The sequence below is a fragment of the Amycolatopsis antarctica genome (genome assembly GCF_002262875.1).
Classification (GTDB): domain Bacteria; phylum Actinomycetota; class Actinomycetes; order Mycobacteriales; family Pseudonocardiaceae; genus Amycolatopsis; species Amycolatopsis antarctica.
Genome location: NZ_NKYE01000008.1, coordinates 42,876 through 65,380, shown reverse-complemented (window position 1 = coordinate 65,380; position 22,505 = coordinate 42,876). Strand labels below are relative to the sequence as shown.

The 22,505-nt window shown below is 71.0% G+C and carries 23 protein-coding genes; 17 read left to right on the top strand and 6 right to left on the bottom strand.

Annotation, left to right across the window (positions count from 1 at the left end):
• Positions 1–20: 20 nt before the first annotated feature.
• Positions 21–2,075, bottom strand: a complete 2,055-nt coding sequence (locus CFN78_RS14835; protein ID WP_094863384.1) for a diguanylate cyclase — start codon at positions 2,073–2,075, stop codon at positions 21–23.
• 165 nt (positions 2,076–2,240) lie between these two features.
• Between CFN78_RS14835 and CFN78_RS14830 the strand changes: the two genes are divergently transcribed.
• The 8 genes from CFN78_RS14830 (at position 2,241) to CFN78_RS14795 (ending at position 9,291) form a co-directional block, all read left to right on the top strand.
• The gene (locus CFN78_RS14830) at positions 2,241–3,176 is read left to right on the top strand and encodes an alpha/beta fold hydrolase (RefSeq protein ID WP_240519458.1); all 936 of its coding nucleotides are present in this window, start codon (positions 2,241–2,243) and stop codon (positions 3,174–3,176) included.
• Between the two features lie 53 nt (positions 3,177–3,229).
• On the top strand, positions 3,230–3,829 hold the full coding sequence (locus CFN78_RS14825) for a TetR/AcrR family transcriptional regulator (protein ID WP_094863383.1): 600 nt from the start codon (positions 3,230–3,232) through the stop codon (positions 3,827–3,829).
• Positions 3,830–3,932: 103 nt separating this feature from the next.
• Positions 3,933–4,562, top strand: a complete 630-nt coding sequence (locus CFN78_RS14820) for a response regulator transcription factor (RefSeq protein WP_094863586.1) — start codon at positions 3,933–3,935, stop codon at positions 4,560–4,562.
• 14 nt (positions 4,563–4,576) lie between these two features.
• A complete protein-coding gene (locus CFN78_RS14815; protein WP_094863585.1) occupies positions 4,577–6,079 on the top strand; it encodes a PAS domain S-box protein in 1,503 nt (500 codons plus the stop codon).
• A gap of 165 nt (positions 6,080–6,244) precedes the next feature.
• Positions 6,245–7,396: an acyl-CoA dehydrogenase family protein gene (locus CFN78_RS14810; protein ID WP_094863382.1), complete on the top strand. Its 1,152-nt coding sequence runs from the start codon at positions 6,245–6,247 to the stop codon at positions 7,394–7,396.
• A 138-nt stretch (positions 7,397–7,534) separates the two neighbouring features.
• A complete protein-coding gene (locus tag CFN78_RS14805) occupies positions 7,535–7,915 on the top strand; it encodes a hypothetical protein (RefSeq protein ID WP_094863381.1) in 381 nt (126 codons plus the stop codon).
• Positions 7,912–8,691, top strand: coding sequence for an SDR family NAD(P)-dependent oxidoreductase (locus tag CFN78_RS14800; protein ID WP_094863380.1), 780 nt, complete (start codon positions 7,912–7,914; stop codon positions 8,689–8,691). Before CFN78_RS14805 ends, CFN78_RS14800 begins: the two co-directional genes overlap by 4 nt.
• A 66-nt stretch (positions 8,692–8,757) precedes the next feature.
• Positions 8,758–9,291, top strand: coding sequence for a flavin reductase (locus CFN78_RS14795; protein WP_240519457.1), 534 nt, complete (start codon positions 8,758–8,760; stop codon positions 9,289–9,291).
• Between the two features lie 47 nt (positions 9,292–9,338).
• Here CFN78_RS14795 and CFN78_RS14790 read toward each other — a convergent pair whose 3' ends face one another.
• Positions 9,339–9,827, bottom strand: a complete 489-nt coding sequence (locus CFN78_RS14790) for an SRPBCC family protein (protein ID WP_094863583.1) — start codon at positions 9,825–9,827, stop codon at positions 9,339–9,341.
• 265 nt (positions 9,828–10,092) lie between these two features.
• On the opposite strand from CFN78_RS14790, the gene CFN78_RS14785 reads away from it, so the two are divergent.
• The 3 genes from CFN78_RS14785 (at position 10,093) to CFN78_RS14775 (ending at position 12,100) form a co-directional block, all read left to right on the top strand.
• Positions 10,093–10,695 (top strand): sigma factor-like helix-turn-helix DNA-binding protein, encoded by a 603-nt coding sequence (locus CFN78_RS14785; protein ID WP_094863379.1) that lies wholly within the window; start codon positions 10,093–10,095, stop codon positions 10,693–10,695.
• A gap of 50 nt (positions 10,696–10,745) precedes the next feature.
• Complete coding sequence (locus CFN78_RS14780) at positions 10,746–11,228, top strand: hypothetical protein (RefSeq protein WP_094863378.1); 483 nt, start codon at positions 10,746–10,748, stop codon at positions 11,226–11,228.
• An 89-nt stretch (positions 11,229–11,317) separates the two neighbouring features.
• Positions 11,318–12,100, top strand: coding sequence for an IclR family transcriptional regulator (locus CFN78_RS14775; protein ID WP_094863377.1), 783 nt, complete (start codon positions 11,318–11,320; stop codon positions 12,098–12,100).
• Here CFN78_RS14775 and CFN78_RS14770 read toward each other — a convergent pair.
• The 3 genes from CFN78_RS14770 to CFN78_RS14760 all read right to left on the bottom strand — a co-directional run bounded on the left by CFN78_RS14770 (position 12,090) and on the right by CFN78_RS14760 (position 14,048).
• Positions 12,090–13,295, bottom strand: a complete 1,206-nt coding sequence (locus tag CFN78_RS14770; RefSeq protein WP_094863376.1) for an NAD(P)/FAD-dependent oxidoreductase — start codon at positions 13,293–13,295, stop codon at positions 12,090–12,092. The two genes, CFN78_RS14775 and CFN78_RS14770, sit on opposite strands and share 11 nt — an antisense overlap.
• Positions 13,292–13,609, bottom strand: a complete 318-nt coding sequence (locus CFN78_RS14765) for a bifunctional 3-phenylpropionate/cinnamic acid dioxygenase ferredoxin subunit (protein ID WP_094863582.1) — start codon at positions 13,607–13,609, stop codon at positions 13,292–13,294. The genes CFN78_RS14770 and CFN78_RS14765 overlap by 4 nt, the downstream gene beginning before the upstream one ends.
• A 76-nt stretch (positions 13,610–13,685) precedes the next feature.
• Entirely contained in the window at positions 13,686–14,048 is a 363-nt protein-coding gene (locus tag CFN78_RS14760) for a bifunctional 3-phenylpropionate/cinnamic acid dioxygenase ferredoxin subunit (protein WP_094863375.1), read from the bottom strand.
• A 452-nt stretch (positions 14,049–14,500) separates the two neighbouring features.
• On the opposite strand from CFN78_RS14760, the gene CFN78_RS14755 reads away from it, so the two are divergent.
• Positions 14,501–15,649 carry an aromatic ring-hydroxylating oxygenase subunit alpha gene (locus tag CFN78_RS14755; RefSeq protein WP_094863374.1) on the top strand — a complete coding sequence of 383 codons (1,149 nt, stop codon included), beginning with the start codon at positions 14,501–14,503 and terminating at the stop codon, positions 15,647–15,649.
• Between the two features lie 17 nt (positions 15,650–15,666).
• Here CFN78_RS14755 and CFN78_RS14750 read toward each other — a convergent pair whose 3' ends face one another.
• Positions 15,667–16,308, bottom strand: a complete 642-nt coding sequence (locus CFN78_RS14750) for a GntR family transcriptional regulator (protein ID WP_094863373.1) — start codon at positions 16,306–16,308, stop codon at positions 15,667–15,669.
• Positions 16,309–16,418: 110 nt separating this feature from the next.
• On the opposite strand from CFN78_RS14750, the gene CFN78_RS14745 reads away from it, so the two are divergent.
• The 5 genes from CFN78_RS14745 to purU all read left to right on the top strand — a co-directional run bounded on the left by CFN78_RS14745 (position 16,419) and on the right by purU (position 22,482).
• On the top strand, positions 16,419–17,660 hold the full coding sequence (locus tag CFN78_RS14745) for a sarcosine oxidase subunit beta family protein (protein ID WP_094863372.1): 1,242 nt from the start codon (positions 16,419–16,421) through the stop codon (positions 17,658–17,660).
• 46 nt (positions 17,661–17,706) lie between these two features.
• Positions 17,707–17,982, top strand: coding sequence for a sarcosine oxidase subunit delta (locus CFN78_RS14740; protein ID WP_094863371.1), 276 nt, complete (start codon positions 17,707–17,709; stop codon positions 17,980–17,982).
• Positions 17,983–20,847, top strand: a complete 2,865-nt coding sequence (locus CFN78_RS14735; RefSeq protein ID WP_094863370.1) for a 2Fe-2S iron-sulfur cluster-binding protein — start codon at positions 17,983–17,985, stop codon at positions 20,845–20,847.
• On the top strand, positions 20,837–21,436 hold the full coding sequence (locus CFN78_RS14730; protein ID WP_094863369.1) for a sarcosine oxidase subunit gamma: 600 nt from the start codon (positions 20,837–20,839) through the stop codon (positions 21,434–21,436). Before CFN78_RS14735 ends, CFN78_RS14730 begins: the two co-directional genes overlap by 11 nt.
• Before the next feature lie 194 nt (positions 21,437–21,630).
• Positions 21,631–22,482, top strand: coding sequence for a formyltetrahydrofolate deformylase (purU, locus tag CFN78_RS14725; protein WP_094863368.1), 852 nt, complete (start codon positions 21,631–21,633; stop codon positions 22,480–22,482).
• Positions 22,483–22,505 lie beyond the last annotated feature (23 nt).

Below are 22,505 nucleotides of genomic sequence, written 5' to 3'. Positions count from 1 at the left end.
CGGCGGCTCCGGGCGCGGCCTCAGGTCCGGGACCGCAGCCTGGGCAGTGGACCGAGAATCCCGTTGTCCCACAAGGTGAGGAAAGCGTCGACCACGTCCGGGTCGTACTGCGTGCCACGGCCGGCGAGCAGTTCCGCGCGTGCCTGTTCCTCGGTCAGCGGCGCGTGGTAGACGCGCTCGGCGAGCATCGCCGCCCAGCAGTCGCAGACCGTCACGATCCGTGCCTCGGCCCGGATCTCGGCGCCGCGGAGCCCGTCCGGGTAGCCCCTGCCGTCGAGGCGCTCGTGGTGCTGGCGCACGATCACGGCGACGTCCTCCTGGCCCGGCACACCGCGCAGCATCCGCCAGCCGTAGTCGGGATGCCTGCGGATGCGCCGCCACTCCTGGTCGGTGAGCTTCTCCCTGCTGGACCAGATGTCGGCGGAGATCATCGCCTTGCCGATGTCGTGCAGCCTGCCGGCGATCTCGCAGCGCCGCACCGTCGCGGGGGAGTGGCCGAGATGCTCGGCCACCAGTCCCGCCCAGGCGCCGACCGCGCTGCTGTGCTCGTGGGCGGAGAGCCAGCCGTCCACCTCGGTGGCCAGGGCGTCGAGATCGAGCAGCACCGGGGCGTGCCGGTGGCCCGTGGTCGAGGCGACGACCGGATCGTCGCCCAGCACGATCTGGTCGCGACCCTGTTCCTTGGCGGCGTAGAGCGCGCGGTCGGCGGCGGTCACCAGTTCGGCCGAGGTGGTCCCGTGCAGCGGGTAACTCGACGTTCCGACCGAGATGGTCACGTCGACGTGGCGGCCGTCGGGCAGGGCGATCGGAGTCTCGGCGACCCGCCTGCGCAGGCGTTCGCCGATGACCGCGGCGTCGTCGCCGACGGTGCCGCGGACCAGCACCGCGAACTCCTCCCCGCCGTACCGGGCCAGCAGGTCGTTCTCCCGTGTCACCGCGCGGAGCCTGCGGGCGATCTCGATCAGCACCCGGTCGCCGACCGGATGGCCGAAGCGGTCGTTGACGGACTTGAAGTGGTCCACATCGGCGATCAGCAGCGCGAGTGAGCCCCCGGAGCGATCGCACTCGTGCATCGCCGCGGGCAGCCGGGTCTCCAGGAACCGCCGGGTGTGCAGGCCGGTGAGAGCGTCGGTGATGGCGATCTGGCGCTGGTGCGCCACCAGGACCGCCATCCGGGCGATGGTGAGCAGGAACAGCACCCCGCACGCGATCGCGATGACCGGGATGTCGGCGTGGTCGCCCTGGAAGTGCTGCACCAGCAGGATCGCCGGTGCGATGAGGCTGGCCGCGCAGAGCGCGACGATCCGGTACCCGCCGGGTCCGGGGTCGTAGTCCGGTGGCCGAGGGGTGCCGACCAGTCCCATCGTCGGGTGCAGCGCGGAGGCGCCGAGTGCGAGGTTGCCGAACAGCCAGATGGCGTCCAGGAAGTTCCCGGCCCCGTAGGTGCCGTTGAGCTGCTGCAGCACGTAGGTGCTGTCGGCGGCGAAGAACAGCAAAAGGTTCGCGGACAACAGGAAGAAGGGCAACGGCCTGCTGCCGCTGCCCAGGATCAGCCGCAGCGCCACGGCGAACATCATCAGGTCCATCACCGGGTAGGCCACGGAGACGATCTTGACCAGGGTCGGCGAGTCGGCCTGTGCCTGCGGTGCGATCAGGTAGAGCCAGGACATCGTCGCAGTGACCACCGCCAGCAGCGCCGCGTCCAGCAGGGCGGGCAGGTCACCGCCGGGGGAGCGGCGCCGGATGAACACGACCAGCCCGGTGACGACGAGCGGATAGTGGCCGAGGTAGAAGATGTCGGCCAGCGCCGGGAACGTGGTGATGTCCAGGACGAAGTGCGCGATGTAGAAGTAACAGTCCGCGACCGCGTACACGACCTGGCTCAGCCCGATCAGGATCCACGGCAGCGGCGACCGGGGCCGGTTGCGCAGGCAGCCGCAGAGCACCGCGATCGCCGCGGACGCACTCACCAGGCAGTAGAGGGTCACGCGGACGACCGGCGGGGCGTCGGCCAGCACTGAGGTGTAGTACGCGCATACCGCGGCGACGCCGCCGATCAGATAGCCAATCCACACGTGACCATCATGCTGAGCCGTTCACCGCGGGTGCATGCCGGGCTCCGTTCCACCGCCCGAACGGACGCGGGCGAACGCCGGTACCGGTTGACGTACCGTCGCCTTAGCGAGACGATACGTCTCGTTCAGTCAAGTCCAGCCCAGTCGACCCCGAGGGAGATCCCCGTGCCGAATACATCGTCACCACTGGTCCGGTACATCGAGGTGGAACCCGGTGTCCGGCTCTGGACCGAACAGCGCGGTCCGGCGGACGCCCCGCCGCTGCTACTGATCATGGGCGCGCAGTCCTCGGGGCTGGGCTGGCCGGACGCGCTCGTCGAGACGCTGGCCGCTGACCACCGCGTCGTCCGCTACGACCACCGCGACACCGGGAAGTCGACCTGGTCCTACGCCACGCGGCCCTACCGGATCGCCGAACTCGCCGAGGACGCGCGCGCCGTGCTCGACGGCCTCGGCATCGCACGCGCGCACGTGGTGGGCATGTCGCTGGGCGGCATCCTGACCCAGCTCCTGATGGCCGACCATCCGGAACGGCTGCTCAGTGCCACCCTGCTGGCCACGATCGCCGTGAGCGAGACACCGTTCGCCCGCGCCGACGGGAGCACGGTCCCCGTCGCGGAACTTCCCGGGGTCGCCCCCTGGCTGGACGAGGAGATGGCACGCCCGGCGGCCGGGCCCGGACTCGACGCCGAACTGGACCGGAGGATCCGGTTGTGGCGGGTGCTGGCCAGCGCGGAGTTGCCCTTCGACGAGCAGCACTTCCGCGAACTGGAACGCGGCATCATCGAGCACACCGGCAGTCAGGACATCTCCGAGGCCTTCGCGGCCGCCGACCAGTCCGGGCTGTTGCGCACCGAAGCGCTGGCCGCGACCGAGGTGCCCACGCTGGTGCTCGCCGCCACCGCCGACCCACTGTTCCCGCCACCGCATCCGTGGCATCTCGCCCAGTGCGTCCGGGGGGCACGGCTGCTGGAGATCCCAGGCCTCGGCCACGCCCTGCCGCCCGCGCTGTTCGGCCCGCTGACCGACGCGATCCTCGCCCACACGGCCGGGACCCGCGAGAGCACGGCACCCGCCGGGACGGCGCACCGGCAGGACTGAGCGTGCGGGGAGAGCCGGGCCCCGGCGCGTCGCCGCGCGATACCGTGCGCGCCATGGCACCGCACAGCGCGCCCGACAGCTCCCGCCGCAGCGAGCGGTCCCGGGTAGCCATCCTCACCGCCGCACGGGAACTGGTCACCGAACTCGGGTACACCCGGCTGACCATCGAGGCCATCGCCGCGCGCGCCGGTGTGGGCAAGCAGACGATCTACCGCTGGTGGCCGTCCAAGGGCGCGGTGGTCTTCGACTCGATCCTGACGCTGAGCGAGGGCCCGGACGGCGAGGGCGTGGAGCTGCCGGACACCGGCGACCTCGAGGCCGACCTGAAGACGGTGCTGCGGGCGACGGCGGCCGAGTTCGCCGATCCGGCTTTCGAGGCCCCGATCCGGGCACTGAACACCGAGATCATCAACGATCCCGCCCTCGCCGAGACCTACCGGGAGAAGCTGGAACGGCCGATGACCGAGGCGAAGAAGCGGCGGCTGCGCAGTGCCAAGCGGGCCGGGCAGCTCGCCGCGGACGCCGACCTCGATCTGGTACTCGACCTGCTGTACGCGCCGCTGACCCAGCGCTGGCTGCTCCGGTCGGGGCCGCTCGACGAGGCGTTCGCCGACGCGCTGGTCGAGGCGACGCTGCGGGCGTTCGGCCGGTGAGCCGCGTTCGCCAGGGCCCAGGGGCGTGCGGGACGATGGCGGCCGGGGCACGGACGCGGTGACGGTCCGGGCCGGGGTCCGGCGGATGAGCGGCGAGGCGGGTATGGACGTGCGAACGGGCGGGATCGTCTACATCGTCGACGACGACCGGGAACTGCGTACCTCTCTCGCCTGGCTGCTGGAGTCGGTGCACATCGAGTCGCGCTGCTTTCCGGACGTGCGCTCGTTCCTCGACGCCCACGACCCCGCGGAGCCGGCCTGCATGGTGCTCGACGTGCGGATGCCGGGTGCCAGCGGTTTCGATCTCCAGGAGACGCTCGCCGCGGCCGGATCGGCGATCCCGGTCATCTTCGTCTCCGCGCACGGCGACATCCGCATGTCCGTGCGGGCGCTGCAGAACGGGGCGGTGGACTTCCTGGAGAAGCCGTACGACCCGCAGCACATGCTCGACGTGGTGCAGAAGGCGCTGCGCACCGCCGGTGACCGGTTCGCCCGTGCGGCCGCCGTCCGGGAGCTCGCCGACCGTCTCGACACGCTCAGCCCACGCGAGCGGGAGATCCTCGAACTGGTGGTCGACGGCGTCGCGAGCAAGAACATCGCGAGCAGGCTCGGCATCAGCGTGAAGACCGTCGACGTGCACCGCACCCGTATCCGGGAGAAGACCGGGGCCGAGAGCATCGCCACCCTGGTTCGCGACGTGCTGCACGCGGGCCCTCGGGTGCGGTCACGGTGACCGGGGACCGGCCCGTGCCCGAGCTCGGCCTCGCCGACTACCGCGAACTGGTGCAGGCGCTGGAGTACTGCGTCCTGCTGCACGACGCGAAGACCAAGAACATCATCTGGGCCAACAAGGCCGCCTGCGAACTGCTGGGATTCACCGTCGACGAGCTGAAGCCGCTCAAGGCGCCGGACATGAGCAGCAACGCCGAGCAGTACCGCCGGGAGATCGGCGTCGGCTGGCTGCAGCGCGCGGTCGACCACGGCATCAGCGCCACCGAGTGGTGCTACCGCTCCAAGAGCGGCGAGGAGATCCTGACCGAGGCGATCGCCATCCGGGTCGACCTGCGCTCCCGGCCGATCGTGATGGTCCAGTTCCGGGACATCGTCGAGGAGAAGGCCGTCCAGCACGACCTCGTCCGCACCGAGGGCAGGCTCACCGCCTTCCTGCGCAACCTGGCGGAGGGGATCGTCGTGCTCGACGAGGACGGTTTCGTCGCCTTCGCCAGCGAGTCGGCGGCGAAGCTGCTGGAACTGGACGTGACCGACCTGACCGGTGCGGACTTCCGCGGGTTCTGCGCCGGGGACTCGCGCGAGGCGCTGCGGCTGATGATGGCGACCGCGTCCCCGGACGCGCCTCCACAGGACGCCCGGTACCGGCTGCGTACCGCGGAGGGAACGCTGCGCTGGTTCTCCGGAAGCTGCCAGTACATCGAGATCGAGAGCGACCTGCGTGGGCATCTGCTGCTGCTGCACGACATCTCCGACCGGGTGCGCGCCGAGGAGGAACATCGCCGGGACCTGCAGAACCTCGAATACCTGGCGCGGTACAACGCCATGGGCGACATGGCGATGGCGATCGCGCACGAGGTGAGCCAGCCGCTGGCGGCGGCGTACAACTTCCTGGAGGGGGTGCGCGGCAGGCTCGGCCCCGCGCTGGAGGCGAACGAGCCCGCCGCCTGGGGGCTGGACAACGCGAAGCTGCAGATCGAGCGCGCGAGCCAGATCCTGCGCAGTCTGCGCCGGTACGTGGTCCGGCTGGAGCAGTCCGAGCAGTCCACCGACCTCAACGGGATCGTCGAGGACTGCCTGTACTTCGTGGACCTGCGGGCGAAGAGCCACGGGGTCGAGCTCGTCCTGGATCTGACGGCCGAGGCGCTTCCGGTGCGCTGCGAGAAGGTCCTCATCGGACAGGTGGTGATCAACCTCGCCTTCAACGCGATCGACGAGATGGCCCGCTGGCCCGAGGGGAGCAGGCGGGTGGAGATCGGCACCCGCCGGGTCCGCGACGGCGCCGAACTGGCCGTGTCCGACCGTGGGCAGGGCATCTCCGGCATCCCCGAGGGCCGGATCTTCGACGGCGTGTTCACGTCCAAGGAGGACGGCAACGGGATCGGCCTGGCGCTGAGCCACCGGATCGTCAGCAGGCACCGAGGCCGGATCGACGCCGCCGAGAACCCTCCCCGGGGCGCCGTCTTCACCTTCGCGCTGCCGCTGGATCCCGGCGCGGGCGGGGATCCGGCGCCCGAGTAGGGGATTCCTTCAGTTCGGAGCGGGGAAACCCGCAGCCCCGAGTACGGGCTCCCTGATTGTCCGCGGCCGCCCGCGCATCTAGTGTCGCCCTGCGGCTGCCACGACCGTGCGACCCACGGCGACGCGGGCGGTCCGGACCCACGGCGACGCGAGGAGCCCGAACAGATGACCGACACCGTCCCCACGGCGAGCACCGGCGACCCCACCGCGACACCGCAGTTCGCGGACATGCTCGCGCAGGTCACCCGGCGGCGGGAGGAGTTCACCGCCAAGCGGCACGTGCCGCGCGACATGGTCGACGAGTTCGTCCGGCTCGGCTTCTACCGCGCCGCCACGCCCGCCAGGTTCGGCGGGGACGCCCTGCCCCCGGCACGGTTCCTCCGGATGGTCGAGCGGGTGTCCGAGGCCGACGGCTCGGCAGGCTGGGTCGCCAGCTTCGGCTCCGCCTCGGTGTACCTCGCGGCACTGCCGGTGCGGACCCAGGAGCGGATCTACGCCGGCGGCCCGGACGTCGTCTTCGCGGGCGGGCTGTTCCCGGTCCAGGCGGCGACCCCGGTCGAGGGCGGCTACCGGGTGGACGGCCGGTGGAAGTTCGCCAGTGGTGCGATGGCGGCCGACCTGCTCGGCGTGGGCATCGGCGACGGTGCGGGCGGCAGGCCGCGGACCGCCGTACTGCCGCCCGCCGACGTGGAGATCGCGGAGAACTGGGACGTGGTCGGGCTGGAGGGCACGGGCAGCCACGACCTGGTCGTGCGCGACGTCGTCGTGCCGGAGGAGTGGACCTTCGTCCGTGGTGGCGCCCCCTCCGTCGACGAGCCGCTGTACCGCTACCCCTCGGTGGCCTACGCGGCCCAGGTGCTGGCGGTGGTGAACCTCGGTATCGCCAGGGCGGCACTCGACCACGCCATCCGGGTCGGCGGTGGTTACGCGGGGATCACCGGGGCACCGAAGCTCGCCGACCGCGCGTACTACCGCATCGCGGTGGCGAAGGCCGAGGCCGAACTCCGGTCCGCCCGCGCCTTCTTCTACGAGATCACCGAAGAGGTCTACGCGACTGTGGAAGGCGGAGATCCGGCGACGGCGGTGCAGACCGGCATGCTGCGCATGGCCGCCGCGCACGCCGCGAAGGTCGGCTTCGACGTGGTCCGCTCGGCCTACGGGCTCTCCGGCACCACGGCGATCCACTCCGGGCACCCGATGCAGCGGCTGCTGCGTGACGCCGCCGTGGTGCCGCAGCACGCGTTCCTGACCGAGGGGATGTACGACGGCGCGGGCTCGGTGCTGATGGGCGTGCCCGCGTTCCCCGGATTCGTCTAGGGCTCGTCCTGGGCTCGTACCCGGGATGTGTGCCCGCGCCGCCTTGAACCGCATCGGCCCGGCGACCGTGCCCGGTGCGCCCGCGGGACGGAGCCCGGCCCGCACAGCCCCATCAGCACCACGAACGAGAGGACGACCATGTCCGAGACCGCGACCGGCCCGCTCCGCGTGCTCTTCTGCATCGGGATCAACCAGAACTTCTTCGACCTGCCCACCGGTCAGGGAGCGGTGGTGTGGCAGGGCTTCTCGACGATGATGGCCGACCTCGCGGCGTTGCCCGGTGTCACCGTGCTCGGCAGCATGGACGACGACCAGCACATGGTCGGCCCCGCACAGTCCTGGCCGTGGACCTGTTACATCCTGGCCGACGTCGACTCGCAGGCCACGGTCGCCGCCGCCTGCAACCTGTTCCGGAGCACACCGGTCGGGGAGTACTCGCTGTGGCGCTACGCCCACGTCGAGGCGCGCATCGGACGTCCGCTGACGATGCCGGCGAGCGTCGCGGGACAGGCGGGATGAGCACACCCGGCACGCGACCGCCCGCCAGGGGCCGGGCCGGCCGCGTCGCGCTCGTCACCGGTGCCGCCGGCGGGCTCGGCGGCGTCATCTCCCAGGTCCTGCATGAGAACGGCCACCGGGTGGCGCTGACCGACCTGTCCGGTGAACGGGCCGAGCGTGCCGCGCGGGCGCTCGATCCGGCCGGTGCCACGGCCGTCGGGCTGGCGCTGGACGTACGGGACAAGGCCTCGTTCGAGCGGGTGCTGCGTGAGTTGACCAGCCGCTGGGCCGAGGTGCACGTGCTCGTCAACAACGCTGGTGAGTCCCGGATCGAGCCGCTGATGGAGATCACGCCGGAGAGCTTCTCGGACGTCGTCGCCACCAACCTCGACGGGACCTTCCTCGGCAGCCAGGTCTTCGGTGCCTACTTCGCCGGCATGGGGCACGGCCGGATCGTCAACATCGCCTCACTGGCCGGGCAGAACGGCGGGACGGCCACCGGCGCGCACTACGCCGCGGCGAAGGGCGGAGTGGCGGCCGTGACGAAGGTGTTCGCCCGCGAACTGGCCGCCGCGGGTGTGACGGTGAACGCGGTCGCGCCCGGCCCGCTCGACCTGCCCGTCGTACGCGAGACCGTCACGCCGGAGCGGCTCGAGGCGATCACCGGCGCCATCCCCACCGGCGGTCTGGGGTCACCCCGGTTCGTCGCCGACATGGTCGCGCTACTCGCCGCCGAGCACGCGGGTTCGGTGACCGGCGCCTGCTGGGACGCCAACGGGGGCCTGTTCATGCGGTGACCGGGCCGCGGGCAGGCGGGCGGCGATACACCGGCGGCGGTACCAGGAGCGAGGAACGGAGTGCGAGTGGACGGGCGAGCGAGCGAGGAAACCGCCGGGGCGGTGACCCCGGCCGTGTTCCGTGAGGCGATGGCGCACCTGCCCGCCGCGGTCACCGTGCTCACCACCGACGGACCGCGCGGGCGCTGTGGCCTGACGGTGAGCGCGGTCTGCTCGGTCACCGACTCGCCGCCGACGGTGCTGGTCTGCGTCAACCGCCGCAGTGCGACGCACGAGGTCTTCCGCGGTAACGGCAGGGTCTGCCTCAACGTGCTCGGCGCGCACGACGAGGCGCTGGCGGGACATTTCTCCGGGGTGACGGGTACCCCGATGGCGGACCGGTTCGCCTGGGACATCTGGGAACCCGCCGAGGAGCTGCCGGTGCTGCGGGAGGCTCAGGTCGCCGTGGTCGGCACCATCGGTGAGCGCACCGAGATGGGCTCGCACAGCGTCCTGTTCGTGCGGCCCACCGCGATCCGTGTACGCCGGTCCGCGGGCGGGCTCGTCTATCACGGCAGGCGTTTCCACCGGATCGAATCCGTGTGCGCGCCCGCGGGCTGATCCGCCGTCACCGTCCACTGTGGCCAGTGAGGGGTCCGGCGCAGGGGTTACCGGCCATCCTGTGCTCGCGTCGCCGAACCGTGCCGGAGGCGGCCGGTCGCGTGCCTGCCCGCCGCCAGATCGCTCAGCCGGGCAAGGGCCTCGCGGTTGCGCGGCCGCAGCGCCAGCGCCTGTACCGCCGCGGGGATCAGCCGGGACGGTCCGTCGACGGCTTCCTCCTCCATCAGCACGTGCGTGCCCGCCGGCGGGCGGGGGGTCAGCGTGAAGCGGATGACTGCGCCGCCGAACAGCCACAGGCTCGCCCGCAGTTCCAGCAGACGCCCCGGTTCGACGGCGTGCACCCGGGTGGTGTCGCGGATCTGCGCGGGCCATACGCCCGCGCTGTGGTGGATCCGGGAACCGGGAACCGGCCAGTCCGGGTCGACCTCGCGGATATGCGAGTTGCCCACCACCCAGCCCGCGTAGGACCAGCCATCGGACAGCACGGCGAACACCGCCTCGGCGGGAGCGGGAACCAGTTGCTCTACGGAGATCATGATCGGACCGGCCTTCCGGATCGGCGTGGCCGGCCGCCTCGACACGTCCGCGGAAGGCGCGACCGGCTGTGCGGCGGGGATAGCCGGGGATGTGTCCGGTGAAACCCCGTCGGCAGTGGCCGGGCAGCCGTACGGCGGCGGGCCGGTTACGCTGTGCGGGTCCACGTCGTCCGTGTCCGGACCCCGCACAGCGACGATCCGCCCCGTCTTGCACCGTCGGCGCGCACCCGTCCGGACGCGCCGCGGTGAGGTCTGAGAGCTGATCGTGATCGCACAGCCCGCCCGGCCGGTGTCCCGGCGTTCCTCCGGCCCCCGCGTCCACTCCGCCTGCTCCGACGAGGACCTGCTCCTGCTGGCCGGTGCGGGCGACGAGGAGGCCTTCGGGGCCTTCTACGACCGCGCCGCGGCACCGGTCTGCGGCCTGATCGCGGAGCTGGTGCCGAGAGCCGAGGTCGGCACGCTGGCCTGCGCGATCTGGGTGGACGTCTGGCGCGCGGCCCCGCGCTACACACCCACCGAGGGCACGGCCCTGACCTGGGTCACGGCCTTGGCCCACGGGCGCGCCGTCACGCACGCGAGAGCGCAGCGGCACCACGGCGCGGCGTTCGTCCCGCGCGACCACCTGGTCGACGGGATGCGGAACAACCGCGCACACCCGGCGGACGCGCACGGACGGTTGCGGCGGGCGTTGGAGATCCTCACGGCGGCCCAGCGGGATTCCCTGCTGATGGCCTATTACCAGGGGCGCACCCGGGACGAGATCGCCGGAGTGCTCGGCGTGGACGCGGACACCGTCGGCAGGAGGTTGCGGGAGGGCCTCGTACTGCTCCGGGACGTCGCCGCGTTCGGCCGGGGCCTGCGGACCTGACGGCGGGCGCGGCAGGCATCGTCCGGGCCGTCTGCGGGTAGTCCGCTGCCATGACCGAACCCGCCGCGCAGCGACCCGACACCACCACCGACCCGCTCGACCCGGAACCGCAGGTCGACGAGGCCACCGTCAGTGCCCTCGGCAAGCTCGTCGAGGCCGTCGAGATGACCGAAAGGGCCCGCGGTCACCTCTACTCCTTCCACCAGCTCACCGGGTACGCCGACCTCGCGGTCGGTGAGGCGGCCGCGCTGCTCGGCGCGGCCGGGCACGCCGAGCTCGCCGGCCGTCTCGACCGGGAGATGGTCGGCCGCGACGTCCTTCCCGGCCGGTGGACCTACCAGGTCGTCGAGGAGTACGAGGACTGCTACTACCTGCCGTTCCGGGACCTGGAACGGCAGGTCCGCGACCGGCTCGCGAACGGCAGGCGGCATCTGCCCGAGGCATTGGCCAAACGGCAGCGCCGCACGCCCGGCGAGCCCGGTCACGAGGTGGGTCCCACGACCACCCCCGAAGGTGGCCACAGGGCCGTCTGACGCCCACCGGAGACGATCTCCGCGACCTTGAGCCGTTCCGGTTCGCCCGGGTTGTCGGGCTGTCCGGCCGGAACCGTTATTGTTGCGCCATGGGAAACTCCGACGACGGCAAGCCTCCTGTACTCGTACAGTCTGTCGATCGGGCGATCAGCGTCCTGGAACTGCTGGCACGCAAGGGCGGAGCGGGTATCACCGAGATCGCCGGTGAGCTGGGCGTGCACAAGTCCACGGTCTCCCGGCTGCTCGGCGCGCTGGAGGCGCGGGGGATGGTCGAGCAGGAGGGCGAACGCGGGAAGTTCACCATCGGGTTCGGCATCGTCCGGCTGGCCGGTGCCGCCACCGCGCAACTCGACCTGGCGCGGCTCGGTACCCCGGTGTGCGAATCACTGGCGGAACAGCTCGGAGAGACGGTGAACATCGCCGTGCTCGACGGCTCGGTGGCGATCAACATCAGCCAGGCCCGCGGCACCGCCGCGGTGGCGGCGCAGAACTGGACCGGCCAGCGGACACCGCTGCACGCGACCTCGAGTGGCAAGGTCCTGCTCGCAGGCGCCGAGGAGTCGGAACGCGAACGCATCCTGGGCGTGCCGCAGGCGCCGTACACCCCGCGCACCGTGACCGACGCCGCCGAGCTGCGGACCATGCTCCGGCTGGTGGCCAAGGACGGTTACGCGACCTCCTTCGAGGAACTCGAGCTGGGCCTGCACGCCGTCTCGGTGCCGGTGCACGGCCAGGGCGAGGACGTGGTCGCCGCGATCAGTGTGTCCGGCCCCGCCTACCGGCTGTCCCGCAAGCGGCTCCGGCAGATGGTGGACGATCTCAGGGCCGGTGCCGGTGAACTCTCCAACCAGCTCGGCTACTTCACGCAGTGACCGCGGCGTTCCCGGCCGGCTCGGCGTCCCGCCGTAGTTGCCTGCGCATCCGGTTGAACAGCTTGGCGTTGTTCATCGCGGCCACAGCGACCGTCGCGCCCTCGCGCAGGTAGGTCGCCACGAATCGGCGCTCATCGACGTCACCGTCCACAATGGTCAGTTCGTCGGTGGGCAGGGGATGGCCGGCGAGCTGGATGGTGCACGAGTACTGGTCCGACCAGACGTAACCGCTCGGCACGTACCGCCGGACGGTGTGCCCGGCGAGCAGATTGGCCACCGCCACCCCGGCCTGGTCGGACGCGTTCGTCCAGTGCTCGTGCCGGACCGGCCGTTCCGGTCCGTCGTAGCGGGCCACGTCGCCGATCGCGACGACGTTGGGAAACGCGGTGACGAGGCCGTGGTCGGTGCGTACCCCGTCGTCGAGGATCAGTCCGGAGTCCGCCAGCCAGCCGGTCTCCGGGGTCATGCCGATGCCGACGACCACCACGTCGGCGGGCAGCCACCCGCCGTCGGCGAGATGGACACCGGTGACCCGTGGCGAGCCGCCGTCCTCGGCGATGCTGAGCCGGTCCACGGCCGTTCCGCAGCGCAGCTCGGTGCCGTGGTCGGCGTGCAGTCCCGCGCAGATGCCGCCCAGGTCGGCGCCCAGCACGGGGGCCAGGGGAGTGCCGAGCGCCTCGAGGACGGTGACCTCGAGACCGAGACGGCGGCAGGTCGAGGCGACCTCGGCGCCGATGAAGCCCGCGCCGACCACGACGACGCGGGGGGAGCCCGCGGTCAGCTCGGCCCGCAGGCCGACCGCGTCGTCCAGCGTGCGCAGCACATGGACTCCGGTGATGCCCGCGGTGCCCGGCAGCCTGCGGGCCCGCCCGCCGGTGGCGATGACGACACCGTCGACGGCCAGTTCCGCGCCGTCGGACAGCGTCAGCGTGCCGGCGGCCGGGTCGAGTCGCTCGGCCCGTACCCCGGTGCGCTGGTGCAGATCCAGTTCGGTGTCCTCACCGGCGTCGAGCAGGTCGAGCTCGTCCCGGCCGGTGGTGCCGGCGAGGAAGTCCTTCGACAGCGGTGGCCGGTCGTAGGGGCGGTGGCGCTCCTCGCCGATCATCAGCAGCAGGCCGTCGTAGCCCTGCGCACGCAGTTCCTGTGCCGCACGGGAACCCGCCAGCGAACCGCCGACGATCGCGACGCTCTTCACGCCGCCTCCTCGGCCGCCGCCGCCCGGACGTAGACGACCCCGGAGTCGATCAGCACGGGGTGGGTGCGGACGGGTTTCTTGGCGGGCAGGCAGCTCGGCATGCCGGTGCGCAGGTCGAAGAGCGCGGCGTGCAGTGGGCATTCGACGAAGCAGCCTTCGAGGAAGCCGTCGGCGAGCGAGGCGTCCTGGTGGCTGCAAGTGTCGTCGATCGCGTAGATCTCCCCGTCCGCGTTGAACACCGCGATCGGGACGTCGGCGGCGATCCGCACCGACTCCCCGGGCGGCAGCTCGTCCACCGTGCATGCGCGCATCATGTCGAACCTCCGGAAGTGCCTGTGGTGCCCGAGCTTTGCCGGGCGGCCGATGTCGGAACGGGCGATTCTGGCCGGTTCAGGCCACACTTTCCTGTGACAGCGCGAACTCCGGCTGTCCCGCGGGCTGCACGACGGGCTGGGCCGCCACGTGCACGTAGATCGTCCCGTCCTCGACGAAGACCGGGTGGGTGCGGACAGGTTTCTTGGCGGGCAGGCAGCTCGGCATGCCGGTGCGCAGGTCGAAGAGCGCGGCGTGCAGTGGGCATTCGACGAAGCAGCCTTCGAGGAAGCCGTCGGCGAGCGAGGCGTCCTGGTGGCTACAGGTGTCGTCGATCGCGTAGATCTCCCCGTCCGCGTTGAAGATGGCGACCGGGACGTCGGCGGTGATCCGGATCGACTCGCCGACCGGGAGCTCGTCGACGCTGCAGACTGGAATCATCTGAACTCCTGTTGCGTATTACGGAACACTGTTCGTCATGCGCAACCCACGGTCCCGGACGTGTCCGGCTCCGTCAATAGGTTCTTCGGACGAAATTGCTGGCGGGGCAGCGAATTCGGACGATCCCGGGGTGTGGCTCGCCCGTCCGGGCGAACCGGCCGTTCGCTACCGCCGGGTAGTCCGAAAAGCACCGACGAGGCGTCTTGACACGACCGGCCGCGAACCGCATTGTGTTCCCTATAGGGCAACGTGACGCGCATTACGCAACTACGTAGCGGCTGTCCATCGTCGCGATGGCATCCGTGCCCTGTCCGTGCCGAGCAGCACACATCCGAACTCATCGAATCCAAGGACCCGGCGGGGGAGGGAACGACTGTGCCACAACGGATTCGCGCGGCCGAGCGATCGACACGGCGGGCCCCGGCCGTCCACCACCGAGAGGATCAGTGCCCGTGACCACCACCGACCTGCCGCAGAGCCTGATGGTCACCCTGCCCGGCCGCTACTACACCGATCCCGCCATCTTCGCCCGGGAGCAGGAGCGGATCTTCGAGCAAGCGTGGTTCTGCGCGGTGCGCGCGGGTGACCTGGCCGCGCCCGGAGCGTTCCAGACGGTGCAGATCGGCCGCGAGAGCGTCCTGGTGTCCCGAGGCCGCGACGGTGCGCTGAACGCCTTTCTCAACGTGTGCCGGCATCGCGGTGCCCGGTTGTGCACCGAGGAGAGCGGGGCCGTCCGCCGGTCGTTCCAGTGCCCGTACCACGCCTGGACCTACGGCCTGGACGGAAAACTGATCGCCGCGCCCAACCTCACCGGGATGCCGGACGTCGACCGCTCCGCCTACGGACTGCACCGCCTGTGGGTGCGGGAGTGGCTGGGGTATGCGTGGGTCTGCCTGGCGGAGGAGCCGCCGTCGTTCGAGGAGACGGTGATGGCCGACATCTCCGAGCGTCTCGGCGGGCCGGACGAGATTGACGCCTACCGCATCGGCGAGCTCGCCCTCGGCAGGCGCATCGAGTACGACGTGCGCGCGAACTGGAAGCAGATCATCGAGAACTTCATGGAGTGCTACCACTGCGCGACCATCCACCCCGAACTCACCGAGGTGCTGCCGGAGTTCGCCGACGGCTTCGCCGCGCAGTACTACGTCGGCCACGGCGCCGAGTTCGGCGAGGACGTCGCCGGCTTCACGGTGGACGGCGGCGAGGGGGTGGACCGGCTGCCAGGAGTGGGCGAGCACCAGGATCGCCGGTACTACGCGATCACGGTCCGGCCGCAGGTGTTCGTGAACCTGGTGCCCGACCACGTGATCGTGCACCGGATGTTCCCGCTCGCCCCGGATCGCACCCTGGTTCACTGCGACTGGCTGTACCTGCCCGAGGTGGTGGAGTCCGGCCGGGATCTCTCCCGGTCGGTCGAACTGTTCCACCGGGTCAACCAGCAGGACTTCGAGGCCTGCGAACGTTGTCAGCTCGCGATGGACTCACGTGCCTACGCCGGGGGCGGTGTGCTCGTGCCGAGCGAGCACCACATCGGCGAGTTCCACGACTGGGTGCGGGACCGAGTCGGTGACGCGGACGCGGCGACGGACGGCGGCCGGTGAGCCTGCCCGCCCGGCCGTCAGATCAGGGCCCGGATGGCGCGCTCGAACCCGGCCACGTGCTCGCGGGTCAGCTCGGCCGCGGTGTCCGCGTCCCCGTCGATGATCGCGGAGAGCAGCGGGACGTGCTCGTGCACATGGCCCGCCATGCCGGACAGGCGCGGGACGAACACGCACCAGATTCTGGTGGCCAGGTTGTCGTAGCGGACGAGCGTGTCCTCAAGGAACGGATTGTGCACGCACCGGTAGATCGCGCGGTGCAGGCCGAGGTCCTTGCGGAGCAGCCCGGCGTTGTCCCCGGGGTCGCCGGTCGTGGCCAGGTCCTCCCGCAGCGCGGTGAGGGCGATCCGCTCAGCGTCGGTGGCCCGTTCGGCGGCGGCGGCGGTGGCCACCGGCTCCAGGGTGCGCCGGACCTCCGAGATGTGTGCCAGATCGGAGATGTGCACGTCGGTGGCGAAGGTGCCGCGGCGCGGGAACGCGACCACCAGACGTTCGCTCTCCAGCCGTTTCAGGGCTTCCCGGATCGGCGTGCGGCCGACGCCGAGATCGTTGCTCAGCCAGTCCTCGTTGATCGGTTCGCCCGGTCTGATCTCCAGCATCACCAGCCGGTCGCGGATCGAGGCGTACGCCTGTTCGGCGAGCGAGGGAGCGCTTCCCGGCATTGTGGCGTTGACCTGTGTGCTCACCCGTCCTACTCTACAACGACAACTGATATACCAACAGTCGATCAGATTGACCGGTTGTCTCGCCCGCTCGCGAAGGAGGCGTCGTCATGACCCCCGCCGAACCCACACCGCCCGGGGCGCACCTGCCGGAACATCCCGACTTCCTCTGGGACAACCCGGATCCCGCGGCGTCCTACGACGTCGTGGTGGTGGGCGGCGGTGGCCACGGACTCGCGACGGCCTACTACCTCGCGAAGGTGCACGGCATCACCCGCGTCGCCGTCCTGGAGAAGGGCTGGCTGGCCGGCGGCAACATGGCGCGCAACACGACGATCATCCGGTCCAACTACCTGTGGGACGAGAGTTCCGGGATCTACGAGCACTCACTGAAACTGTGGGAAGGACTGGAAGAAGAACTGGACTACCCGATCCTGTTCGACCAGCGGGGCGTGCTGAACCTGGCGCACAGCCTGCAGGACGTACGTGACAGCGTGCGCAGGGTCAACGCCAACCGGCTCAACGGCATCGATGCGGAATGGGTGGATCCCCAGCAGGTCAAGGAGATCTGCCCGATCGTCAACATCTCGCCGGACGTGCGGTACCCCGTCATGGGTGCCACTTTCCAGCCTCGCGCGGGCATCGCCAAGCACGACTACGTCGCCTGGGGTTACGCCCGCGCGGCCGCCCGGCTCGGCGTCGACCTTATCCAGAACTGCGAGGTGACCGGACTCGACATCGAGCACGGCAGGGTCACCGGCGTGCGCACCACCCGGGGCCGGATCGCCACCGGAAAGATCGCGCTCTGCGCCGCGGGCCACTCCTCGGTGCTGGGAGTCATGGCGGGCCTCGACCTCCCGGTGGTCTCGCATCCCCTGCAGGCGCTGGTGTCCGAGTTGCTGGAACCGGTGCACCCCACGGTCGTCATGTCGAACGCGGTCCACGTGTACGTCTCCCAGGCGCACAAGGGTGAACTCGTGATGGGCGCCGGGATCGACGCCTACAACGGATACGGGCAGCGGGGCTCGTTCCACATCATCGAGCGCCAGATGGCCGCGGCGCTGGAACTGTTCCCCGTCTTCGCCAGAGCGCACCTGCTGCGGTCCTGGGCGGGCATCGTGGACGTCAGCCCGGACGCCTCGCCGATCGTCGGCCTGACCCCCGTCGACGGGCTGTATCTCAACTGTGGCTGGGGGACCGGCGGGTTCAAGGCGACCCCCGGGGTCGGCGACTGCTTCGCGCACACCGTCGCCACGAACAAGCCGCATCCGTACAACGAGCCGTTCACGCTGGAACGGTTCACCACCGGCGCCCTCGTCGACGAGCACGGCGCCGCGGCCGTCGCCCACTGACCACAGGCGGCGCCACCGCCCCGGCCCGAACTTTCCAGGAGTCCCCATGCAACTCATTACCTGCCCGTGGTGCGGGCGGCGCGAGGAGACCGAGTTCCATTACGGCGGACAGGCGCACATCGCGTATCCGCGGGACCCGGCGGCGCTGTCGGACGCGGAATGGGCGAAGTTCGTCTTCCACCGCGACAACCCGAGTGGCCCGTTCGCCGAGCGGTGGAGCCATTCGGCGGGCTGCCGCCGTTGGTTCAACGCCGTACGCGACACCCGCACGCACGAACTGCTCGCCGTGTACCGCAACGACGAACCCAGGCCGGTGATCTGAATGAGCACGGAGTTCCGGCTGCCCCGCGGCGGCCTGATCGACCGCGACGCGCCGCTGCGCTTCACCTTCGACGGCCGAGAGCTGACCGGCTACCGCGGCGACACGCTCGCCTCTGCGCTGCTCGCCAACGGTGTGCACCAGGTGGCGACCAGCATCCGATACGGCCGCCCGCGCGGCATCATGGCGGCCGGGACCGAAGAGGCCAGCGCGCTGGTGCAGGTCGACGAGCCGTTCCCCGAACCGATGCTCAGCGCGACCGCCATCGAGCTGTACGAGGGCCTCGTCGCGCACGGCCTGCCCGGACAGGGGCGCCTGGCGGAACGTCCCGACCCGGCCCGTTACGACGCGAAGCACGCGCACTGCGACGTGCTCGTCGTGGGAGCGGGCCCGGCGGGCCTGGTCGCGGCGCTGACCGCCGCCCGCGGGGGTGCCCGGGTGGTACTGGTCGACGAGCAGAGCACGGCGGGCGGCGCGCTGCTCGGCTCGGACGAGTGCGTGGACGACCGCTGCCCGGCGGCCTGGGTCGCCGATGTGGTCGCCGAGCTCCGCGCGACTCCGGACGTACTACTGCTGGAGCGCACGACGGCGTTCGGCGCCTACGACGACGGATTCGTGCTCGCCGTGCAGCGCCGTACCGACCACCTCGGCGCCGCGGCACCGGACTTCGCGGCACGGCAGCGAATCTGGCGGATCAGGGCGAAACAGACCGTCGTCGCGGCCGGGGCACACGAACGTCCCGTGGTGTTCGCGGGCAACGATCTCCCCGGCATCATGCTCGCCGGGGCGGCACGCACCTACCTCAACCGGTACGGCGTGCTGCCCGGTCGCCGTGCCGTCGTGTTCACCACCAACGACAGTGCGTACCCGGCCGCGATCGACCTTGCCGAGGCCGGGGTCGAGATCGCCGCGATCGTCGACGCGAGGGAGACCCCGCCGCACGGGCAGGCGACCGAGTGCACGGCACGCGGGATCGCGGTGCTGGCCGGCCGGGTGGTCACCGGTGCCGAGGGCGAGGAGCGGGTGCGATCCGTCCGGGTCGCACCCGTGGACGGCGGATCGGTGGCGGAGATCGCCTGCGACACCGTGCTCGTGTCCGGCGGGTGGACCCCGACCGTCCACCTGTTCAGCCAGGTACGCGGTGCGCTGCGCTACGCCCCGGAGCTCGGCGCCTACCTGCCCGGCGACCCGCTGCCCGCGATGCGGGTGGCGGGCGCGGCGGCCGGAGCCAGCGAGTTCGCCGACTGCGTGCGGCAGGGCCGCGACGCCGGCCGCGCGGCGACACTCGCCGCCGGGTACGCACTGGCCGCGGACGTCGCCCTGCCCGTCTCCGACGCCCGGCCCGGCGAGGTGCCCCCGCGAGTGCTGTGGCTCTCGCCCGGCTCCGATTCCGGCACCGGCACGGCACCGGAGGACACCAGGTTCGTCGACCTGCAACGGGACGCCACCGTGTCCGACATCCTGCGGGCGACCGGTGCCGGCCTGCGGTCGCTGGAGCACGTCAAGCGCTACACGACCATCGGCACCGCACACGACCAGGGCAAGACCTCCGGCATGATCGCCTCGGCGATCGTCGCCGAGGCGCTCGGCGTGGACCTCGCCGAGCAGCGGCCCACGACGTACCGGCCGCCGTACACCGCCGTCCCCTTCGCCGCACTGGCCGGACGGGACCGCGGGGAACTGCACGATCCGGTGCGGGTCACCGCACTGCACTCCTGGCACGAGGCGCACGGCGCGGAGTTCGAGGACGTCGGGCAGTGGAAGCGGCCGTGGTTCTACCCGCTGGCGGGCGAGGACATGCACGCCGCGATCCTGCGCGAATGCCGGGCGGCACGCTCGGGCGTCGCGCTGATGGACGGTTCCACGCTGGGCAAGATCGACGTGCGCGGCGCGGACGCGGGCCGGTTCCTCGACATGCTCTACACGAACATGATGAGCAGCCTGAAGCCCGGCCGGATCCGCTACGGCGTGATGTGCGGTGTGGACGGCATGGTGATCGACGACGGCACCGTCATCCGGATCGCCGAGGACCACTTCCTGGTCACCACCACCACCGGTAACGCGGCGATGGTGCTGGACTGGATGGAGGAGTGGCTGCAGACGGAATGGCCGCACCTCGACGTGCACGCCGCCTCCGTCACCGAGCACTGGGTCACCGTCCCGCTGGTGGGCCCGCGCTCGCGCGAGGTCCTCGCGGCACTGGCGCCCGGACTGGACGCGGGCAACGAGGCGTTCGGCTTCATGGCGTGGCGCGACGCCGAGGTCGCCGGGATCCCGGCCAGGGTGTGCCGGATCAGTTTCTCCGGCGAGCTGGCCTACGAGATCAACGTCGAGGCCTGGTACGGCCTCGCGCTGTGGGAGGCGCTGATCGCGGCGGGCGAACCGTACGGCATCACGCCCTACGGCACCGAGACGATGCACGTCCTGCGCGCGGAGAAGGGCTACCCGATCATCGGGCAGGAGACCGACGCCACCGTCACCCCACAGGACCTCGGCATGTCCTGGGCGGTGTCGAAGAAGAAGACCGATTTCCTGGGCAAGCGCTCGTTCTCCCGGGTGGAGAACAACCGGCCCGACCGCAAGCAGCTCGTCGGCCTGTTGCCGGTCGATCCGGGCGTGCTGCTTCCCGAAGGGGCACAGATCATCGAGCACGAACGCCTTCCGGAACCGCCGGTGCGCATGCTCGGCCACGTCACCTCGAGCTACACCAGCGCCGCGCTGGAGCGGACTTTCGCGCTGGCGGTGGTGCGCTCGGGCCGGGAACGGATCGGCGAGACACTGCACGTGCCGGTGGGGGACCGGGTCGTTCCGGTCACCGTGACCGAATCCGTGCTCTACGACAGGGAAGGAGCCCGTCGTGACGGTTGAGTCCGTACTCCGGCACAGCCCGCTGGGTGAGGTGTGGGGAGGCGAACCCGCGGTACTGGCCCCCGGCACGCGCGCCGCCGAGCGGCCGTACCTGACCCAGCTCACGGTGCGGGTGGACGATCCCGCCGCGGTGACCGGCGCCGGTGCCGCGATCGGGGTGCCGTTGCCCGCGGCGCCGTGCTCCTTCACCAGTGGAACCGTTGCCGGGCAAGGGATCGACGTGCTCTGGATGGGGCCGGACGAGTACCTGGTGCTGGCCGCGCCCGGCCTGGGCGCAGAGCTGACGGACGCCCTGGGCGAGGCGCTCGCCGGCCGGGGTTCGGTGGTCGACGTGTCCGCGCAGCGGACCACGGTCACGCTGAGCGGGCCGTACGCGCGCGATGTGCTGGCGCACGGCTGCGCGATCGACCTGCACCCCTCGGTGTCACCGTCGGGCACCTGCGTGCAGACCCTGCTGGCACGTGCCGGGATCGTGCTGCTGGTCCGGGGCGAGGACGAGTTCGTGCTGCTGGTCCGGGCCTCGTTCGCGCGGTACCTGGCCGACTGGCTGGCCGACGCGAGTGTGGAGTACCGCGCGCTCCCGGACTGAGCGGGCTCGCGGGCAGGATCGGTCAGTCCGTTGTGGACGGTCCGTTCCGGAACCGTGCCGTGTCCCCGTATCGTGTCGAAATATGTTGCTACAGAAGGAAAACCGGCCATTGACCGGGGTAGCGGACGCCGCTTAGCCTCAATTGGTATATCAACAGATCATCACAGTAGGACGCGAAAGCCGAGGAGCACGCCGTGGCGAAATCCTTCACCCTGACCCTCCGGTGCCCGGAGCGCTCGGGAATCGTGCACGCCGTCACGACGTTTCTCGCCGGCCGCGGCTGCGACATCCTGGAGCACCAGCAGTTCGACGACGACGTACGCGGATCGCTGTTCCTGCGGACCGCGTTCTCCTGCCCGGGAACGGACACCGGCGCCGACGACCTCGCCCGTGAGTTCTCCACGGTGGCCCGTGAGTTCGACATGGAGTTCCGGGTCACCGGCGATCGGCCGGAACGGATCATGGTGATGGTGTCGAGGTTCGGGCACTGCCTCAACGACCTGTTGTTCCGCTGGCGCGCGGGAAGTCTCGGAGCGGACATCGCCGTCGTGGTGTCCAACCACGAGGACCTGCGGCCGATGGCCGAGGCCGCCGGCCTGCCGTTCGTCTGTGTCCCGGTGACACCGGAGACCAAGCCGGAGGCGGAGCGGCGGCTGCTCGAACTCGTCGAGGAGTACCAGGCGGATCTGGTGGTGCTCGCCCGCTACATGCAGGTGCTCTCCGACGACCTGTGCCTCAAGCTCCAGGGCAGGGCCATCAACATCCACCACTCGTTCCTGCCAGGTTTCAAGGGCGCCAAGCCGTACCACCAGGCCTACGACCGCGGGGTCAAGTACGTCGGCGCGACCGCCCACTACGTGACCCCGGACCTGGACGAGGGACCCATCATCGAGCAGGAGGTACAGCGGGTGGACCACACCCACGGCCCCCGCGCGCTGGTCACCGTGGGCCGGGACGCCGAGGCGCTCGCCCTGTCCAGGGCGGTGCGCTGGCACTGCGAACGCCGCGTCCTGCTCAACGGCAACAGCACCGTCGTCTTCCGCTGACCGATCTCCGCAGAAACTTCACC

Excerpts from the sequence above, each read along its gene's own strand:
- CFN78_RS14825 (WP_094863383.1), top strand. The coding sequence starts at position 3,230 with ATGGCACCGCACAGCGCGCCCGACAGCTCCCGCCGCAGCGAGCGGTCC.
- CFN78_RS14820 (WP_094863586.1), top strand. The coding sequence starts at position 3,933 with ATGGACGTGCGAACGGGCGGGATCGTCTACATCGTCGACGACGACCGG.
- CFN78_RS14810 (WP_094863382.1), top strand. The coding sequence starts at position 6,245 with ATGACCGACACCGTCCCCACGGCGAGCACCGGCGACCCCACCGCGACA.
- CFN78_RS14805 (WP_094863381.1), top strand. The coding sequence starts at position 7,535 with ATGTCCGAGACCGCGACCGGCCCGCTCCGCGTGCTCTTCTGCATCGGG.
- CFN78_RS14800 (WP_094863380.1), top strand. The coding sequence starts at position 7,912 with ATGAGCACACCCGGCACGCGACCGCCCGCCAGGGGCCGGGCCGGCCGC.
- CFN78_RS14790 (WP_094863583.1), bottom strand. The coding sequence starts at position 9,827 with ATGATCTCCGTAGAGCAACTGGTTCCCGCTCCCGCCGAGGCGGTGTTC.
- CFN78_RS14780 (WP_094863378.1), top strand. The coding sequence starts at position 10,746 with ATGACCGAACCCGCCGCGCAGCGACCCGACACCACCACCGACCCGCTC.
- CFN78_RS14775 (WP_094863377.1), top strand. The coding sequence starts at position 11,318 with ATGGGAAACTCCGACGACGGCAAGCCTCCTGTACTCGTACAGTCTGTC.
- CFN78_RS14765 (WP_094863582.1), bottom strand. The coding sequence starts at position 13,609 with ATGATGCGCGCATGCACGGTGGACGAGCTGCCGCCCGGGGAGTCGGTG.
- CFN78_RS14760 (WP_094863375.1), bottom strand. The coding sequence starts at position 14,048 with ATGATTCCAGTCTGCAGCGTCGACGAGCTCCCGGTCGGCGAGTCGATC.
- CFN78_RS14750 (WP_094863373.1), bottom strand. The coding sequence starts at position 16,308 with ATGCCGGGAAGCGCTCCCTCGCTCGCCGAACAGGCGTACGCCTCGATC.
- CFN78_RS14745 (WP_094863372.1), top strand. The coding sequence starts at position 16,419 with ATGACCCCCGCCGAACCCACACCGCCCGGGGCGCACCTGCCGGAACAT.
- CFN78_RS14740 (WP_094863371.1), top strand. The coding sequence starts at position 17,707 with ATGCAACTCATTACCTGCCCGTGGTGCGGGCGGCGCGAGGAGACCGAG.
- CFN78_RS14735 (WP_094863370.1), top strand. The coding sequence starts at position 17,983 with ATGAGCACGGAGTTCCGGCTGCCCCGCGGCGGCCTGATCGACCGCGAC.